The organism is Enterobacter sp. 725m/11 (assembly GCF_011683705.1).
Lineage (GTDB): Bacteria > Pseudomonadota > Gammaproteobacteria > Enterobacterales > Enterobacteriaceae > Enterobacter > Enterobacter bugandensis.
The window spans coordinates 23,236-39,322 of record NZ_JAAQOK010000014.1 but is presented as its reverse complement, the minus strand read 5'-3'; the positions used below and the strand labels follow the sequence as shown (position 1 = coordinate 39,322).

19 protein-coding genes and 2 tRNA genes are annotated in these 16,087 nt (G+C 53.7%); 12 read left to right on the top strand and 9 right to left on the bottom strand.

The features are described from left to right. The first annotated feature begins 4 nt into the window (after window positions 1-4). Window positions 5-1,288: an iron uptake transporter deferrochelatase/peroxidase subunit gene (efeB, locus tag HBA26_RS08190; RefSeq protein ID WP_126345233.1), complete on the top strand. Its 1,284-nt coding sequence runs from the start codon at window positions 5-7 to the stop codon at window positions 1,286-1,288. 499 nt (window positions 1,289-1,787) lie between these two features. Continuing rightward, entirely contained in the window at window positions 1,788-2,576 is a 789-nt protein-coding gene (gene phoH / locus HBA26_RS08185; RefSeq protein WP_024908976.1) for a phosphate starvation-inducible protein PhoH, read from the top strand. Window positions 2,577-2,868: 292 nt separating this feature from the next. On the opposite strand, the gene HBA26_RS08180 is transcribed toward phoH, so the two are convergent. From HBA26_RS08180 to HBA26_RS08170, 3 genes are all read right to left on the bottom strand, one after another. Continuing rightward, window positions 2,869-2,956 (bottom strand) — tRNA-Ser (locus HBA26_RS08180). A gap of 137 nt (window positions 2,957-3,093) precedes the next feature. Continuing rightward, window positions 3,094-3,771, bottom strand: a complete 678-nt coding sequence (locus tag HBA26_RS08175) for an isochorismatase family protein (RefSeq protein ID WP_025755865.1) — start codon at window positions 3,769-3,771, stop codon at window positions 3,094-3,096. 20 nt (window positions 3,772-3,791) lie between these two features. Beyond that, entirely contained in the window at window positions 3,792-4,652 is an 861-nt protein-coding gene (locus HBA26_RS08170; RefSeq protein WP_126345235.1) for a pirin family protein, read from the bottom strand. Between the two features lie 109 nt (window positions 4,653-4,761). Between HBA26_RS08170 and HBA26_RS08165 the strand changes: the two genes are divergently transcribed. After that, window positions 4,762-5,667, top strand: a complete 906-nt coding sequence (locus tag HBA26_RS08165) for a LysR family transcriptional regulator (protein WP_048957843.1) — start codon at window positions 4,762-4,764, stop codon at window positions 5,665-5,667. A gap of 243 nt (window positions 5,668-5,910) precedes the next feature. On the opposite strand, the gene HBA26_RS08160 is transcribed toward HBA26_RS08165, so the two are convergent. Further along, a tRNA-Ser gene (locus HBA26_RS08160) sits at window positions 5,911-5,998 on the bottom strand. Between the two features lie 232 nt (window positions 5,999-6,230). Between HBA26_RS08160 and ghrA the strand changes: the two genes are divergently transcribed. From ghrA to HBA26_RS08140, 4 genes are all read left to right on the top strand, one after another. Further along, window positions 6,231-7,169: a glyoxylate/hydroxypyruvate reductase GhrA gene (gene ghrA, locus HBA26_RS08155; protein WP_028012670.1), complete on the top strand. Its 939-nt coding sequence runs from the start codon at window positions 6,231-6,233 to the stop codon at window positions 7,167-7,169. Between the two features lie 84 nt (window positions 7,170-7,253). Continuing rightward, a complete protein-coding gene (locus HBA26_RS08150; RefSeq protein WP_028012671.1) occupies window positions 7,254-7,991 on the top strand; it encodes a phosphatase in 738 nt (245 codons plus the stop codon). Window positions 7,992-8,011: 20 nt separating this feature from the next. Then, window positions 8,012-8,566: a molecular chaperone gene (locus HBA26_RS08145; RefSeq protein ID WP_028012672.1), complete on the top strand. Its 555-nt coding sequence runs from the start codon at window positions 8,012-8,014 to the stop codon at window positions 8,564-8,566. A 96-nt stretch (window positions 8,567-8,662) separates the two neighbouring features. Continuing rightward, window positions 8,663-9,145, top strand: a complete 483-nt coding sequence (locus tag HBA26_RS08140) for a DUF1097 domain-containing protein (RefSeq protein WP_072201771.1) — start codon at window positions 8,663-8,665, stop codon at window positions 9,143-9,145. Window positions 9,146-9,190: 45 nt separating this feature from the next. Here HBA26_RS08140 and csgG read toward each other — a convergent pair whose 3' ends face one another. From csgG to csgD, 4 genes are read right to left on the bottom strand one after another with little or no spacing between them, the layout of a single operon-like run. Beyond that, the gene (gene csgG, locus HBA26_RS08135) at window positions 9,191-10,024 is read right to left on the bottom strand and encodes a curli production assembly/transport protein CsgG (protein ID WP_047368272.1); all 834 of its coding nucleotides are present in this window, start codon (window positions 10,022-10,024) and stop codon (window positions 9,191-9,193) included. Between the two features lie 26 nt (window positions 10,025-10,050). Then, window positions 10,051-10,464, bottom strand: a complete 414-nt coding sequence (gene csgF / locus HBA26_RS08130) for a curli production assembly/transport protein CsgF (protein ID WP_028012675.1) — start codon at window positions 10,462-10,464, stop codon at window positions 10,051-10,053. A gap of 23 nt (window positions 10,465-10,487) precedes the next feature. After that, the gene (gene csgE / locus HBA26_RS08125; protein WP_028012676.1) at window positions 10,488-10,877 is read right to left on the bottom strand and encodes a curli production assembly/transport protein CsgE; all 390 of its coding nucleotides are present in this window, start codon (window positions 10,875-10,877) and stop codon (window positions 10,488-10,490) included. A 4-nt stretch (window positions 10,878-10,881) separates the two neighbouring features. Further along, complete coding sequence (csgD, locus tag HBA26_RS08120) at window positions 10,882-11,532, bottom strand: biofilm master transcriptional regulator CsgD (RefSeq protein ID WP_028012677.1); 651 nt, start codon at window positions 11,530-11,532, stop codon at window positions 10,882-10,884. Window positions 11,533-12,287: 755 nt separating this feature from the next. Here csgD and csgB point away from each other — a divergent pair. The 5 genes from csgB to ymdB all read left to right on the top strand — a co-directional run bounded on the left by csgB (window position 12,288) and on the right by ymdB (window position 14,748). Next, on the top strand, window positions 12,288-12,743 hold the full coding sequence (gene csgB / locus HBA26_RS08115; protein ID WP_028012679.1) for a curli minor subunit CsgB: 456 nt from the start codon (window positions 12,288-12,290) through the stop codon (window positions 12,741-12,743). A 41-nt stretch (window positions 12,744-12,784) separates the two neighbouring features. After that, on the top strand, window positions 12,785-13,237 hold the full coding sequence (csgA, locus tag HBA26_RS08110) for a curli major subunit CsgA (RefSeq protein WP_047368274.1): 453 nt from the start codon (window positions 12,785-12,787) through the stop codon (window positions 13,235-13,237). A 61-nt stretch (window positions 13,238-13,298) separates the two neighbouring features. Next, a complete protein-coding gene (gene csgC, locus HBA26_RS08105; RefSeq protein ID WP_041910536.1) occupies window positions 13,299-13,631 on the top strand; it encodes a curli assembly chaperone CsgC in 333 nt (110 codons plus the stop codon). A gap of 150 nt (window positions 13,632-13,781) precedes the next feature. Beyond that, complete coding sequence (locus HBA26_RS08100; protein ID WP_063153821.1) at window positions 13,782-14,102, top strand: hypothetical protein; 321 nt, start codon at window positions 13,782-13,784, stop codon at window positions 14,100-14,102. 103 nt (window positions 14,103-14,205) lie between these two features. Continuing rightward, window positions 14,206-14,748, top strand: coding sequence for an O-acetyl-ADP-ribose deacetylase (gene ymdB, locus HBA26_RS08095; protein ID WP_063153822.1), 543 nt, complete (start codon window positions 14,206-14,208; stop codon window positions 14,746-14,748). A 35-nt stretch (window positions 14,749-14,783) separates the two neighbouring features. On the opposite strand, the gene mdoC is transcribed toward ymdB, so the two are convergent. Further along, on the bottom strand, window positions 14,784-15,923 hold the full coding sequence (gene mdoC, locus HBA26_RS08090) for a glucans biosynthesis protein MdoC (RefSeq protein ID WP_041910534.1): 1,140 nt from the start codon (window positions 15,921-15,923) through the stop codon (window positions 14,784-14,786). Window positions 15,924-16,087: the final 164 nt, after the last annotated feature.

Below are 16,087 nucleotides of genomic sequence, written 5' to 3'. Positions count from 1 at the left end.
CACGATGAACAAGCACGAAGAATTCGACGTGGCGGAACCTTCCCGACGTCGTTTGTTAAAAGGGGTAGGGGCGCTGGGCGGCGCGTTTGCCCTGGCGGGAGGTTGCCCGGTGGCGCATGCGGCGAAACCGCAGAGCGCGCCCGGTACGCTCTCGCCGGATGCCCGCATGGAGACCCAGCCGTTTTATGGCGCGCACCAGGCGGGTATTCTCACGCCGCAGCAGGCTTCCATGATGCTGGTGGCCTTTGATTCGCTGGCCAGCGATAAGGCGGATCTGGAGCGTCTGTTCCGCCTGCTGACGGCGCGCATCGCGTTTCTTACCGCGGGCGGGCCGGCACCGGATACGCCGAACCCGCGCCTGCCGCCGATGGATTCCGGTATCCTCGGGGCGTTTATCGCGCCGGATAACCTGACCATTACCGTGTCGGTAGGGGAGTCGCTGTTTGACGGCCGCTACGGCCTGGCAAAACAGAAGCCGAACGCGCTGCAGAAGATGACGCGCTTCCCGAATGACTCCCTCGACGCGGCGCTGTGCCACGGCGATCTGCTCCTGCAGATTTGTGCCAATACCCAGGACACGGTGATCCACGCCCTGCGCGATATCATCAAGCACACGCCGGATCTGCTGAGCGTGCGCTGGAAGCGGGAAGGGTTTATCTCTGACCACGCCGCCCGCAGCAAAGGCAAAGAGACGCCGGTTAACCTGCTGGGCTTTAAGGACGGCACGGCCAACCCGGACAGCAGCGATGCGGCGCTGATGAAAGACGTGGTGTGGGTGACGGCAGATCAGGGGGAACCCGCATGGGCGGTGGGCGGCAGCTACCAGGCTGTGCGCATTATTCAGTTCCACGTGGAGTTCTGGGACCGCACGCCGTTGAAAGAGCAGCAGACGATTTTTGGCCGCGACAAGCAGAGCGGGGCGCCGCTGGGCATGAAGCACGAGCATGATGTGCCGGACTACGCGAACGACCCGGATGGCAACGTTATCGCGCTCGACAGCCATATTCGCCTTGCCAACCCGCGCACCAAAGAGACGCAGTCCAGCCTGATGATGCGCCGTGGCTACAGCTATTCGCTGGGCGTGACCAATTCCGGCCAGCTTGATATGGGGCTACTGTTCGTCTGCTATCAGCACGATCTGGAGAAAGGCTTCCTGACCGTGCAGAAGCGGTTAAACGGCGAAGCGCTGGAAGAGTACATTAAGCCCATCGGCGGCGGCTATTTCTTTGCCCTGCCCGGCGCGCGCGATGCTGGCGCGTATCTCGCACAAGGTCTGATGGAAGCCTGATAATTGTCCCTGCGATAGTTCGCGGGGACATTATTTTTTCATATGACTATCTTATTGTTATATTTCTGTAATATTCATATATAAGACTGATTCCGCTGCAGGAACAGTCTTAAAAGTTGCATCCAGGTAAAATAAATGTTGCATTTATGATAACTCCTGATGTACTTAAGATAAGACAGCGGTAGTTCCCGGCAGTGATGCTGAATCACTATGGAGATCGCGAATGGTTGCGTCCTGTACTGGACAAGGTAAACATAACAACCGCAGCACCCGGCGCGGAGGCTCAGACTCCGGCAGCGATCTCCTCACCACTAAATTCTCCCCCACACCTCAAGAATCTGATTCGACCGACGTGCAGACCGGTGCGCGTAGCCGTTCTGTATCGTCATCTGATAAAGCAAGCAATGGCTTACAAGGAAGCCAACCCTCTGATGTTCGTGCGCATAATCGTGCCGAAGCTGGCGCGTGTGATGAATACCAACAACTCAAGGTGCTATCCATGGGAAGACAAAAAGCAGTGATCAAAGCTCGTCGCGAAGCAAAACGTGTGCTGAGACGGGACTCACGTAGCCATAAACAACGTGAAGAAGAATCGGTCACCTCGCTTGTGCAGATGAGTGGCGTAGAAGCAATTGGCATGGCCAGAGACAGCCGTGATAATTCTCCAATTGTGGCGCGCAATGAGGCTCAGGCGCACTACCTGAATGCTATCGAGAGTAAACAGCTCATCTTTGCAACCGGTGAAGCCGGATGCGGGAAAACCTGGATCAGTGCAGCCAAAGCAGCGGAAGCGCTGATCCATAAGGACGTGGAGCGCATTATTGTTACCCGTCCTGTACTGCAAGCTGATGAAGATCTCGGCTTCCTGCCCGGCGATATTTCGGAGAAGTTTGCTCCGTACTTCAGGCCCGTCTATGACGTGCTGGTGAAGCGACTGGGTGCATCCTTTATGCAGTACTGCCTGCGACCAGAGATTGGCAAGGTGGAAATCGCGCCGTTCGCCTATATGCGCGGACGTACATTTGAAAATGCGGTCGTTATTCTCGACGAGGCTCAGAACGTGACCGCTGCGCAAATGAAGATGTTTTTAACGCGCCTCGGGGAGAACGTGACGGTTATCGTTAACGGCGATATTACCCAGTGTGACCTGCCGTCGGGCGTGAAGTCCGGCCTCAGCGACGCCATGTCACGTTTTGAGGAAGATGAGATGATTGGGGTGGTACGCTTCACCAAAGAGGACTGCGTGCGCTCGGCACTCTGTCAGCGCACGCTGCAAGCGTATTACTGAGTTTGCTGTTGTGTTCAAGGCCCGGGAAACCGGGCTTTGTTTTATGTGCAATTTATTCCCTCTCCCCTGGGGAGAGGGTTAGGGTGAGGGTCTCAGGCCGCACCGAGCTGAATATAGCACCGGGGGGGATTGACTCGCTTCGCTCGCCCTGCGGGCAGCCTGTTCGCTTCGCTCTCAGTCTGTCCAACTGGCTGCGCCAGTTGTCGAACCCCGGTCGGGGGTTCTCATCCCCCCTTACGGAGAATATAAAAGAAAAAAGCCCGTACTTTCGTACGAGCTCTCATCTCAAATATGGCGGTGAGGGGGGGATTCGAACCCCCGATACGTTGCCGTATACACACTTTCCAGGCGTGCTCCTTCAGCCACTCGGACACCTCACCATATTGTTTTGCTGCCTGACCGCTTGGGGGGCAACGGGGCGCTACTATAGGGAGTTGCGCGAAAGCGGTCAAGCAGATTTTCTGAATTCGTGCTTGTTCGGTTAAGCCTTAATCAGCTTATGTCGTACAGCGCAGGATTAACGCTGCGAATCGAGCACTTCGCTGTTTTTCACCACCTCCTGCGCTTTGCCGTAGCTTTCGATCAGCAGCTGGTAGGCCGGGAAGATGTGGGTGTATACCTCAGCCCATTCAGCCGCATCTTCACGGTTCCAGGTTCGCTGGATCTCAGAGGCCACAGCGGCGGTATCCATCGGCACCACGCCTGCCTGGACCACGCGGGCCAGGGTGATCTCCTGCGCCATTTTGCTGTAGGTGCCGGAGGCATCAATCACCGCAAACACTTTATATCCGTCCGCCACCGCGCTGATGGACGGGAAGGCCATGCAGACGCTGGTGATCGTGCCTGCAATAATTAACGTCTTGCGACCGGTAGCTTTTACCGCCGCCACGAATTCCGGGTTATCCCAGGCGTTGATCTCACCTTTGCGGGCCACATACTGCGCATGCGGCGCGTTGGCGTGGATCTCCGGGATAAGCGGGCCGTTCGGTCCCTGTGGAACGGAGGCGGTGGTGATCACCGGGATCTTCGCCAGCGTGGCGATCTTTGCCAGCGCCGCCGCACGGGCGCGCAGCTCCGGCATGGGCATGTCGCCGACGGTCTGGAACAGCCCGCTCTGGTGGTCGATAAGCAGCATGACGGCATCATTTACGTCAATGACGGGACGTGCACCGTTGAAGTTTGCAGGGGTGGACATATTGCGCTCCTTAATTACGTTCAGATCTGGCCAAAGCGGCCGGAGTTGAAATCACGAATGGCTTCCGCGATCTCGGTTTTACTGTTCATCACAAACGGGCCGTAGCCCACAATCGGTTCATTCAGCGGCTCACCGGCCATCAGCAGCAATTTCGCGTCGCTGTTCGCTTCCAGATGCAGCTTTTCACCGCTCTGACTTAGCACAACCAGCTGCGCTTCACCCGCTGGCGTGGTGCCGTTCACCGTTACGCTGCCCTCAAGTACCACCAGCGCCGTGCTCCAGCCTTCGGGCTGGTTGAGCGTCAGATGGCTGCCCTGGTTAAGCGCGATGTCCCAGACGTTCAGCGGTGAGAAGGTATGGGCCGGGCCCGTCACGTCCTCAAGGCGACCGGCGATGACCCGCAGCGTGCCGCTGTTATCCGGCAGCGTGACCACCGGGATATCCGCTTTGGTGATACTCTGGTAGCCGGGCGTCGCCATTTTGTCTTTGGCGGGCAGGTTGACCCACAGCTGCATCATTTTTAGTTCACCGCCTTTCTGCGCGAAGGCGCTGGAGTGGAACTCCTCGTGCAGGATGCCTGCGCCCGCCGTCATCCACTGCACGTCGCCGGGGCCAATAACGCCGCCTCTGCCGGTGGAGTCGCGATGCTCCACTTCGCCGGCGTAAACGATGGTCACCGTTTCAAAGCCGCGATGAGGATGCTCGCCCACGCCGCGTTTCGCGCCGTCCGCCGGGAAGGTGTACGGTCCGGCATAGTCCAGCAGCAGAAACGGGCTCAGCGGCTCGCCGTGCGTCTGGTAAGAAAACATTGAACGAACCGGGAAACCGTCACCGACCCAGTGCGGACGAGGTGCGGTATAAACGCCTGTTACTTTTTTCATGATGTACTCCTGATGTTCTGTTGATGTAATTAGCTTATATTCAGGGTTAATATCCCGGTAGATAGTGAAAATGACATTCACTGTTCTGAATATGGAACGATGAGGGCGTATGCAGGATCTCAATGATTTCGCGTGGTTTGTGAAGGTGGTGGACCATGGTGGATTTGCGGCGGCGGGTCGGGCGCTCGATCAGCCCAAGTCAAAACTGAGCCGCCGGATTGCCCAGCTGGAAGAGCGCCTTGGCGTGCGGTTGATCCAGCGCACCACCCGGCAGTTTACGGTGACGGAAGTGGGGCTGACGTTCTATCAGCACTGTAAAGCCATGCTGGTAGAGGCCGAAGCTGCGGAAGAGGCGGTGGCGGCGTTGCAGGCCGAGCCACGCGGCGTGGTCAGGATCACCTGTCCGGTCACCTTGCTGCACGTGCACGTTGGTCCCATGCTGGCGCGGTTTATGGCGCGCTATCCGGGGATCAATCTTCAGCTTGAGGCCACCAACCGACGGGTTGATCTGGTGGGTGAGGGCATCGACGTGGCGATCCGCGTTCGTCCACGTCCGTTTGATGACAGCGACCTGGTGTTAAGAGTGCTGGCAGACAGGGGACACTGCCTGGTGGCGAGCCCTGCGCTGATTGAGCGGATGGGTCACCCTGCCGTGCCCTCTGAGCTGAGCGAGTGGCCGGGTTTGAGCATGGGGGTGGGAAAGCAGCTGCACAGATGGGAGCTGAGCGGGCCGGAGGGAGCGAAAGCCGCGATTCATTACACGCCGCGCTTTATTACCACCGACATGCTGGCGCTGCGTGAAGCGGCGATGGCGGGGGTGGGCGTGGTGCAGCTGCCGATTTTGATGGTCAAGGATCAGCTGGCATCCGGGGAACTGGTAAGGGTGCTGGACGCATGGGAACCCCGACGGGAAGTGATTCACGCTGTTTATCCTTCCAGGCGAGGTTTGCTGCCGTCCGTCAGAACGCTGGTGGATTTTCTTACTGAAGAGTATGCGCGGATGGTGGAGGAGTAACGATCCCCTCGCCCTTTTGGGGAGAGGGTTAGGGTGAGGCGCTCAGGCTGCACCGAGCTGAATATAGCACCGGGGGGGATTGACTCGCTTCGCTCGCCCTGCGGGCAGCCTGTTCGCTTTGCTCACAGTCTGTCCAACTGGCTGCGCCAGTTGTCGAACCCCGCTCGGGGGTTCTCATCCCCCCGCAGGCGTGCAACATGCGAAAAAAAAGCCCGCATTTTCATGCGAGCTCTTCTTAAAATATGGCGGTGAGGGGGGGATTCGAACCCCCGATACGTTGCCGTATACACACTTTCCAGGCGTGCTCCTTCAGCCACTCGGACACCTCACCATATTGTCATCCCGTTGTTGCTGGGACGGGCGCTAATGTAAGGAAAAGCCGAACTGCCGTCAACCCACTTTTTCAGTAATTTAGCGCGTTTAGACAAACTTCAGGCAACATGATTCTTAAATGTGCTGAAAGCGTCTTTTTTATCAACAACACGATCACGCAATAAATTTGCTATGCTGACCGTCCAGTTAAAAAGCAAAATAAATCAGCGCAATAAAAGGCAGGATTGACTATGGATATACTCTTCTATCACCCCACTTTTGATACGGCTTACTGGATTAAGGCACTTTCTGCGGCACTGCCGGGCGCTCGCGTTCGTGAGTGGAAGCGGGGCGATAACGAACATGCTGACTACGCGCTGGTCTGGCATCCGCCGGTAGAAATGCTCCAGGGCCGTAAGCTAAAGGCCGTGTTCGCGCTCGGAGCCGGCGTGGATTCCATTCTGAGCAAGCTGAAAGCACACCCTGAAATGTTGCCGGAAGATATTCCTCTGTTCCGCCTGGAAGATACCGGTATGGGCCAGCAAATGCAGGAATATGCCGTCAGCCAGGTGCTGCACTGGTTCCGCCGCTTTGATGACTATCAGGCGCTTAAGCAGCAATCCCGCTGGGAGCCGCTGCCTGAATATCCGCGCGAAGCGTTTACCGTTGGTATCCTCGGCGCAGGCGTGCTGGGTTCGAAAGTGGCTGAAGCGCTCGCGCCGTGGGGCTTCCCGCTGCGCTGCTGGAGCCGCAGCCGTAAAGACTATCCGGGCGTTGAGAGCTTTGCCGGAACGGATGAGCTTCCGGCCTTCCTGAACGGCACGCGTGTGCTGATTAACCTGCTGCCCAATACGGCGGAAACGGTGGGGATTATCAATGAAGGCCTGCTCAACCAACTGGACGACCAGAGCTACCTGATGAACCTGGCGCGCGGCGTGCATCTGGTCGAGCCGGATCTGCTGAAGGCGCTGGATAGCGGGAAGCTTAAAGGCGCCATGCTGGATGTCTACAGCCGTGAGCCGCTGCCGGAGGAAAGCCCGCTGTGGCGACACCCGCGCGTGGCAATGACTCCGCACGTTGCCGCCGTGACGCGACCTGCCGAGGCGGTGGCCTATATCTCGCACACGATCGGTGAAATAGAGAAGGGTAACCCGGTCACCGGACAGGTCGACCGACAGCGCGGCTACTGAGAGAAACCCGGCGTTCGCCGGGTTTTTGCTAATATTCGCCGCTGATAACTGCTATCCTTTGGAAAAAACGCAGAGGAGAGAAAGATGTATCCCGTTGACCTGCATATGCACACCGTCGCCAGCACCCACGCGTATAGCAACCTCCATGATTATATTGCCCAGGCGAAGCTTAAGGGCATCAAGCTGTTCGCGATAACCGATCACGGCCCGGATATGGCGGATGCGCCGCACTACTGGCATTTTGTGAATATGCGTATCTGGCCACGTCTGGTGGACGGGATTGGGATACTGCGCGGCATTGAGGCGAACATCAAAAACACCGACGGTGAAATTGACTGTACCGGCCCGATGCTGACCTCCTTAGATCTGATCCTTGCCGGCTTCCATGAGCCGGTTTTCCCGCCGCAGGATAAAGAGACCAATACCGCGGCGATGATTGCCACTATTGCCAGCGGCAATGTGCACATCATCAGCCATCCGGGCAATCCGAAATACCCGATTGATATTCAGGCCGTGGCGCAGGCCGCGGCGAAACACCGCGTGGCGCTGGAGATTAATAACTCCTCGTTCGTGCACTCGCGTAAAGGCAGTGAAGCCAACTGTCGCGAAGTGGCTGCCGCCGTGCGTGATGCGGGTGGCATGGTGGCGCTGGGCTCTGATTCGCACACGGCCTTCACGCTGGGGGATTTTAGCGAGTGCCTGAAAATATTGCAGGATGTGGATTTCCCGGAAGAACGCATCCTGAACGTCACGCCGCGTCGTATGCTTGATTTCCTCGAGTCGCGCGGCATGGCGCCGATTGATGAATTTGCCGATCTTTAATTGAATAACGGAATAAAACAATGAATGAATTTTCCATCCTTTGCCGCGTGCTGGGCTCCCTGTATTACCGCCAGCCGCAGGACCCGCTGCTGGTGCCGCTGTTTACGCTGATTCGCGAAGGTAAACTGGCGCAGAACTGGCCGCTGGAACAGGATGAGTTGCTGGAGCGCCTGCAGAAAAGCTGCGATATGCAGCAGATCTCAACGGACTACAATGCTCTGTTCGTGGGCGAAGAGTGCCGCGTGTCGCCGTATCGTTCCGCCTGGCAGGAAGGCGCGACCGAAGCGGAAGTGCGGGCATTCCTTTCAGAACGCGGGATGCCGCTGAGCGATACCCCAGCCGATCATATCGGTACGCTGCTGCTGGCCGCGTCCTGGATCGAAGACAACGCTGGCGACGATGAAAATGAAGCCATCGGGATCCTCTTCGAAACGTATCTGCTGCCGTGGGTGGGGACCTTCCTGGGTAAAGTGGAAGCCCATGCCACCTCTCCGTTCTGGCGAACGCTGGCCCCGCTGACGCGTGACGCCATCGCAGCAATGTGGGACGAGCTGGAAGAAGAGAGCGAGGAGTGATGTAAATCACAAAAATCCTGCAACGATACATTTCAACTTGCACGTAATGTGCTTCTGATCGCATTTCTACGGCGCGCTTCTGCTAAGATGCGCGCCATGAACATATTACTTTGTATTGCAATCACGACGGGCATCCTCTCCGGTATTTGGGGATGGGTAGCGGTGTCTCTCGGTCTGTTAAGCTGGGCTGGCTTCCTGGGTTGCACGGCCTATTTCGCCTGTCCTCAAGGCGGGCTGAAAGGGCTCTTTATCTCAGGCTGCACGCTGATGAGCGGCGTTATCTGGGCGCTGGTCATCATGAAAGGCAGCGCGCTGGCGCCGCATCTGGAGATGCTGGGGTACGTCATGACGGGTGTCGTCGCCTTCCTGATGTGTATCCAGGCGAAGCATCTGCTGCTGTCGTTTGTGCCGGGAACCTTTATGGGGGCCTGCGCAACCTTTGCCGGGCAGGGGGACTGGAAGCTGGTGGTTCCTTCCCTGGCGCTGGGGCTGCTGTTTGGCTACGCCATGAAGAACAGCGGTCTTTGGCTGGCGGCGCGACGGGAAAAAACGCAAAACATCACCGCGGTGAGTGAATAAAAAAAAAGGCGAGATAATCATCTCGCCTTTTTTATGCGCTGCCCGTCAGGATTCCGGAGGCACCGACATATCACGGTATTTCACCAGGATCGGGTTCTGCACCTCCGCTTTGTTTTGCAGATCCCACAGCCCGCGATCGATACCATCGTTGATTAAGAAGATCACACCGGTTTCAATGGCTGACATCAGACACATCATGACCGGTTCGTTAGAGGTGTAGCCAATTTCTCCCTCCAGCAGACGCTGGTAATCGATGAAGCGGAATACCCCAGCCTGAACTTCATAAGACAATATCGTTTTGCTGGTGTTGACCGAAGAGAGCACTTCACCGGTACTGACGTTCACGACGCGCAGGTTAACCGCAATTTGGTCGAGCTGGTACTGGGTATCTGCGCCGATACCAAAGTAGCGCGCGCCCACGCCACCCGATTTCACGTTGCTCTCGTAACCGATAATCGACCCTTCAATCATCACGTTTGCGGCGGCCAGAGATTGCAGAGGCATCCGGTTATTGTCCGCAACGGTGCCATTCTCCTGCGCGGCACGAATGATTTTTCGTTCATTTAACAGGTTCTGAAGCCCCTGGCGTTCCAGCGGAATAAACCAGTGCGAATCTTTAAGTGCAGTCACCAGCATGGCGGTGGCGCTTTGCGGCACCGCGGTGGAGAAGTTACTTGCCGGATAAGGCTTAAATTGTCCGGTTTCATCCTGAATGTTGTATACCGAGACAAATATCTTGCCCGTAGGTGAAGGCAAATGGGTTAAATCACGGTAACTCTGGGCCCGCGGCATTAATGTGGGTTTTGCAGCTTCTTTAGGCGGAGCAGTTAAACAACCGCTCAATAAGCACACTGCAACAAATATCAGGAAGCGCTGCATGGTCGTTGTCCTTATTTAGCTATTGTTTAAAAGTCAGTTGAATTATTTTGCAGGCCGGAAACCTCTATGGTGGAAGTTTTTCCGGTTTTACGATCGGTCACATTCAACTGGAGCTGTCCGTCCCTGTTGGCGATGTCGACGATAAAGTCGTTGGTCATCATTCGGCCGGGTTTGCCGGTATTAATGTTGGTCAGCAATCCCCCTAAAATCTGCGACTGGATAGCCTGGGTGAAGTTATCCAGTGCGGAAGGGGTATCAACGGTAAAATCCTGAAAGCTCGGATCTTTATAGGAGTTTTGTGCCTGAGCTTGATTCAGCAGAAAGGCACCGTTGTTGGGGTTACCGCCAAAGTTAGGGTTACGGAACTGGAAGGTCATATTTCCGGCCCAGCTCAGGGGAGCAATAAGCATGATTGAAACAACTGCATATGCAATACGCATGACAGCCTCCGCATATCGGTTCGCTAGAACTCATCTTTTGCTAAATCGCTGGTGCTTAATAGGGCTTTATCTATTTGCAGGCGATTAATAGCGTCTTCAGTTTGAGCCAGTGCTAAGGCTACGTTTTTTTCGAAGTCTGTTTTCGAGGGGAATAAAAACGTTTGATAAATAACGTCCTGATTGGCCGTTATGGTTATCCAGCTTCCCCATCGTGCACTGGGCCGCTCGTTGATTGTTAAATTACCCGTGTAAGGACTGTCCCATTTATCGCTGAAGGCCCGGTAAAAACTGTGCCCAATCGATGAGACAGTGTGGTCAGTTAACAATCCGGGAACTTCGACCTCAACGGCCTGCAGGTTCCCTGCAGCGAGCAGGAGACTCGCTGCGGCGATCCAACTCAACGTGCGCTTCATGTGATTAACGCCTGAGGTTATCGTTTGCCCATGAAACCGCCTGAGTTCGGTTTTTAACAGCTATCTTCTTGAAAAGATTATAAAGGTGCGTCTTTACCGTATTTTCGCTGATAAATAACGAACGGGCGATTTCAATATTTGAAGCACCAATGCGTAATTTGTTCAGGATCTCTTTCTCACGGTGGGTGAGCAGCGCTGATTCCGAACTGTTATAGCGGTAATTTCCGGAGTGCGTGATGAGGTAGCTGGCCAGCTTTTGCGAGAAATAGCATTCGCCGCGCAATATGCCTTGCAGACCATCTACCACCCGAACCTCTTCTTCAGTGACGTAGAACACGCCATTGATATGCGGCCAGCTTTCAATATCTCTGAAAGGATATTCATCAGGCGTATTCAATAATAACACGCGGATATTATTGTTTTTCCTGCTTAAGTTATCTTGCCAGTAATGGATAAGCTTTTTATCGGCTTCCATCATATCAAACAGAATGATGCTGCCAGGCGCAATATCATCAAAAGAACGTTGAATATTATGCAATTTCCCGTTCAGTGATAGAGATTGCTTTAAGTGTTGTAATAAAGCTGTCGCTTGCAGAGAAGGTTTTGTGATCAACAGTAATGTATGACCATGTAAACTATGGACTTCATTATACATGATGAAACCCCACTTATTTTTGGCACCTGACAGCCGCCCTCTCTGTAAAGAAGAGGGCACCAGAAGTACTGACAGATGTTGCACTGCTGTGTGTAGAATCAGAACATAACCTCCACAGGGAGGTAAATATAAAACCAATTTCGTACATCTAATTTCAATCTAGCTTTTACGAATTTTAAAGCAAGTGTTAATCATGTAACAAGATGTAAAAATCAATATTAATTTGTGAAAATTGCAGATTTTTAATGTTGTTATTTGATATGAAAGTTGTACATGGAAATAGTTGTGCATAGATTTTAAAAATCATACAAATATAATTAACTGGTTAATATTTATAAGTATTTATTATTTTCTTTAGTTTGTACCCAGGTATGAGTAACTGATACTTTCTAAGTCATGCCGTTCTGGTTTTTCTGGCTTAAGAAAACTCGCCTTGTGTCACGCCCTGAAGAAAATGTCATCCTGGCGTTACGCTTAAACAACGCGGGAAGGGGCATGGACGGCTTTCTCGCCGTTGTACAACATGTCGCGCATAAATATTTCATAAAAAAATAAAAACGGCCTGTGTCATGCCTTTTATGGTGCAAATTACAACTTTGTGGTGACCTGAAAAATAAAAATAAGCCGCGCGGGTGAGATATTTAAAATGTTTCAGCGGACATACTCTTCACCGTAACGACGCGTTAACAAAAACGAGTCGTTTAATACGAAATACGATCAGGGTGTTTTCAGGTAGCCGGGTCCAGGGTGACAACATGAAAAACACATCGTTATTTTTGATGTTTACATTACTGGGTGCGCCTGGATTTGTAACCGCCGCGAATTCAGATTTGGCAAACGCTGAATATAATTTTGCGGTTAATGAATTAAGTTATTCATCATTAAATCAGGCAGCCATTATTGGTCAACAGGGCGTATTTAATGACGCTCAGCTTCGCCAGGAAGGATCGAAACTCTTGTCCGTCATTTCTCAGGATGGGGCAGGCAACAGAGCGAGAGTTGATCAATCAGGGACTTACAATATTGCCTGGATCGATCAGAGCGGTAACGGGAACGATGCAGGTATTACGCAGGATGGATATGGTAATAGTGCGAAAATTATCCAGAAAGGGTCGGGTAATAGAGCAAATATTACGCAGTACGGTACGCAGAAAACCGCAGTTGTAGTGCAGAAACAGTCGCAGATGGCAATTCGCGTTATTCAGCGCTAGCTATTTCGCGACGACGTTAATCAATCCGATGGGGGTTTACCATGAAATTTATCAAAGTGGCAGCACTTGCAGCAATCGTCGTTTCTGGTAGTGCTATGGCTGGTATGATTAATCAGGGCGGATGGGGTCATGGACACGGTCATGGCGGAAACAGTGGTCCAAATTCAACCCTGAATATTTATCAGAACGGTGGCGGTAACTCCGCGCTGGCGTTGCAGACAGATGCCAGAAATTCCGTTCTTAATATTAGCCAGACCGGTGGCGGTAACGGGGCTGATGTCGGTCAGGGTTCTGACGACAGCAAAATCAACCTGACCCAGAACGGCTTTGGCAACAGTGCGACACTCGATCAGTGGAACAGCAAAAAATCCGTTATGAATGTTAGCCAGTACGGCGGCCTTAACGGTGCGCTCGTAGACCAGACGGCGTCTAACTCCACCGTCAACGTTACCCAGATCGGCTTTGGTAACCACGCGACAGCGCATCAGTACTGATACTGAAATCTGTACTACAAAAAAACAGGGCCGATGCCCTGTTTTTTTTCGGGAGTTCCTCATGAATACCTTCATTCTCCTTGCCGCGCTTTCCGGCCAGATAACCTTTCAAACGTCACAGCAGGGAAATATGACGACCATTATTCCGCAGGTCATTTTGACGGAACCGTGTGATTGTCAGGTTCAGATCCTCTCTTTGAAGGAAGGGCAGAGTGGGCAAAGTGCTTCGCGACAGCAAAATACCCTTTTTATTCCCGCTAATCAGCCGATTGATTTAACGCGGTTGAGTTTAACTATTTCTGCGGAAGACACGATCAACATCGTTGTCACCGTCACGGATGGAAAAGCGCTTCATTTATCACAGCAGTGGTCGCCAGCCGGGGGTGCGCTGTAAATATTCATGAAATCAATGCATTGTGAATATTTGCCGTTGAACTAAGCTGTTATCAGGAACTGCGTTGTTAGGTTCCGTAACGTCAGCCTTCGTTTGCATAATGAAGCGCGTTTGCCCCTCATGGACGATTTTCATTGAGGAGTACATATCGTGACCCACTCTTTTGCACATCTTATTTCAGGTCTGGGCCTGCTTGTTTCGGCATTTATCGCTCCAGCTTATTCGGCCACGCTCGCGCAGGGCGGCGTTATTCACTTTCGCGGCGCAATCGTTGCTGACCCTTGCGAAGTTACCCACCAGCAGCGGCAGCTGGCGGTGTCGTGTCCGGAAAAAAATCGTATGCAAACGCGTATGGTGAGTTACGGCGACGCGCTGAACGGCAAGGCGACGGCTTCCGGCCTGGCGACAGTGAATATGACGTACCTGAATCCTGAAAAAACGCTCGCGGTTGTTCAGATCCAGTACCGTTAATACCCGTGCGCGCCCGTCGGCGGGGGCGGTTTTACGCCTATCGTTTTTCTCAATAACCCCTCTGCGATACACTTATAAAAAAGGCGGGCAGCAGAGGGGCTTTATGAAACCGCAAATTGAAATTATTCATGGCGATATTACGACAGTTCATGTCGACGTCATCGTCAATGCGGCCAATCCTTCCCTGATGGGGGGAGGAGGCGTAGACGGCGCTATTCACCGGGCTGCCGGACCGCAGTTACTGGAAGCCTGTAAAATGGTGCGTCAGCAACAGGGTGAATGCCCACCGGGCCATGCGGTGATTACGCTGGCGGGCAACCTTCCTGCCAAAGCGGTGATTCATGCTGTCGGGCCCGTGTGGCACGGCGGAGACCAGCATGAAGCGAGCCTTCTGGAGGAGGCATACCGAAACTGTCTGCGGCTTGCCGCCGACAACGGCTATAAAACGATGGCGTTCCCGGCCATCAGCACCGGCGTGTATGGATATCCTAAGGCGGCAGCGGCGACCATCGCCGTCGAAACGGTTTACCGCTATTTGTCGCTTAAACCGCTGCCAGAGAAGGTGATTTTTGTCTGCTTCGATGAAGACACCACGCATCTTTATCAGCGGCTTTTGACTCAGCGCAGACAAGAGCTGGAGAGCTGAAGCGAAGGCGGCGCACCGTGAGTGCGCCGCGCTGCTCAGGCGGCTTTCGGCTGAGGTTTTCCTGAAAACAGGAAGCGCAGAAGAGGGATCCGCAGATGGATCTCGTAGAGTACGACGGCAATCCCCACCACAAACACCAGCCCGGTAAAGAAGCCCAGCGTGTTGGATGCGATGTGCGGCGTGATGTATGCCCCGAAGAACAGCGTCAATGGGTGGTGCACCAGATAGATAAACAGTGAGGCATTGACGAAGTAGGTCACGCGGCTGGACTTAAAGTTCAGCAAACGGTGGCCGAGCGCGAACACCACGTTCACCATCCACAAGCCCAACAGCATGGTGATCACGCTTTCCGTTTCATACATCCAGGCGTCGCCACTCCCGTAGCGCTGGTTCAGCAGGTAGGCCGCAAACGCGATGGCTGCACCCACCGCGCACCACGGTGACGGGGTGGTAAACAGCGCTTTAAGCCTCGGATGAATAAAGGCCAGCGCGCCAATCAAAAAGAACGGAATGTAGAACAGCGACTGCATCACCACAAAATTGAACAGGCCGTCGCTCAGTATTGGTGGATAGACGATAAACAACGTGCGTCTCACCGCGGCATAGGCGATCCCCAGCAGTAAAAAGAGCACCGACAGTTTGCCCAGCGTGACGTTAGCGAAGAAAGAGTCTGCTGTCGTGCTGAGATGACGGCGCAGGCGGCTGAAAATCACCAGACTGACCGTGGTCAGCACCACCAGAACCAGCAGGAACCAGAGGTGAGACACGAGCTCCCAGACCAGCGTGTTGTACTTTTCATACAGCGAGAGATTCGGCCAGTTTTCCGCCTTGCCTTTAACGTATTGCAGCATAATGAACTGCGGCAGCGTCAGGAGCGGTATGGCGGTTAACATGGGAATACCTACGCGCTCCACGCGCACTTTCCACCAGCGCTTAAGCGGATAGCGTAAAAAAAGCATGTACGAGAAATAGCCGGAGATGACAAAAAACACCTGCATGCGGAAGGCGTGAATAAAGTCATTAAACAGCGTCAGCCACCAGGAGGGCATCTGGCTATTAACATGCCACGTGTGGCTGGAGTAAATCAGTGAAATATGAAAGGGGATCCCCAATAGCATCAGCCATGCCCGGATCGAGTCGAGGAAATATTCCCGTTGTATCGGTGTTGTGCTCATATAACGTTGCGCATTCTCAGACTTTTCGCCTTATCCCTAAGGCTCATAATGGTTACATTCGACGCCAACCCTACACCAAGACCGACACACTGTCTCCAGGATAAGCACGCAAAGTGAATAACGGGTTCTTTCATTTGCTTAATCCATGAGCCAGCAGCTGAACA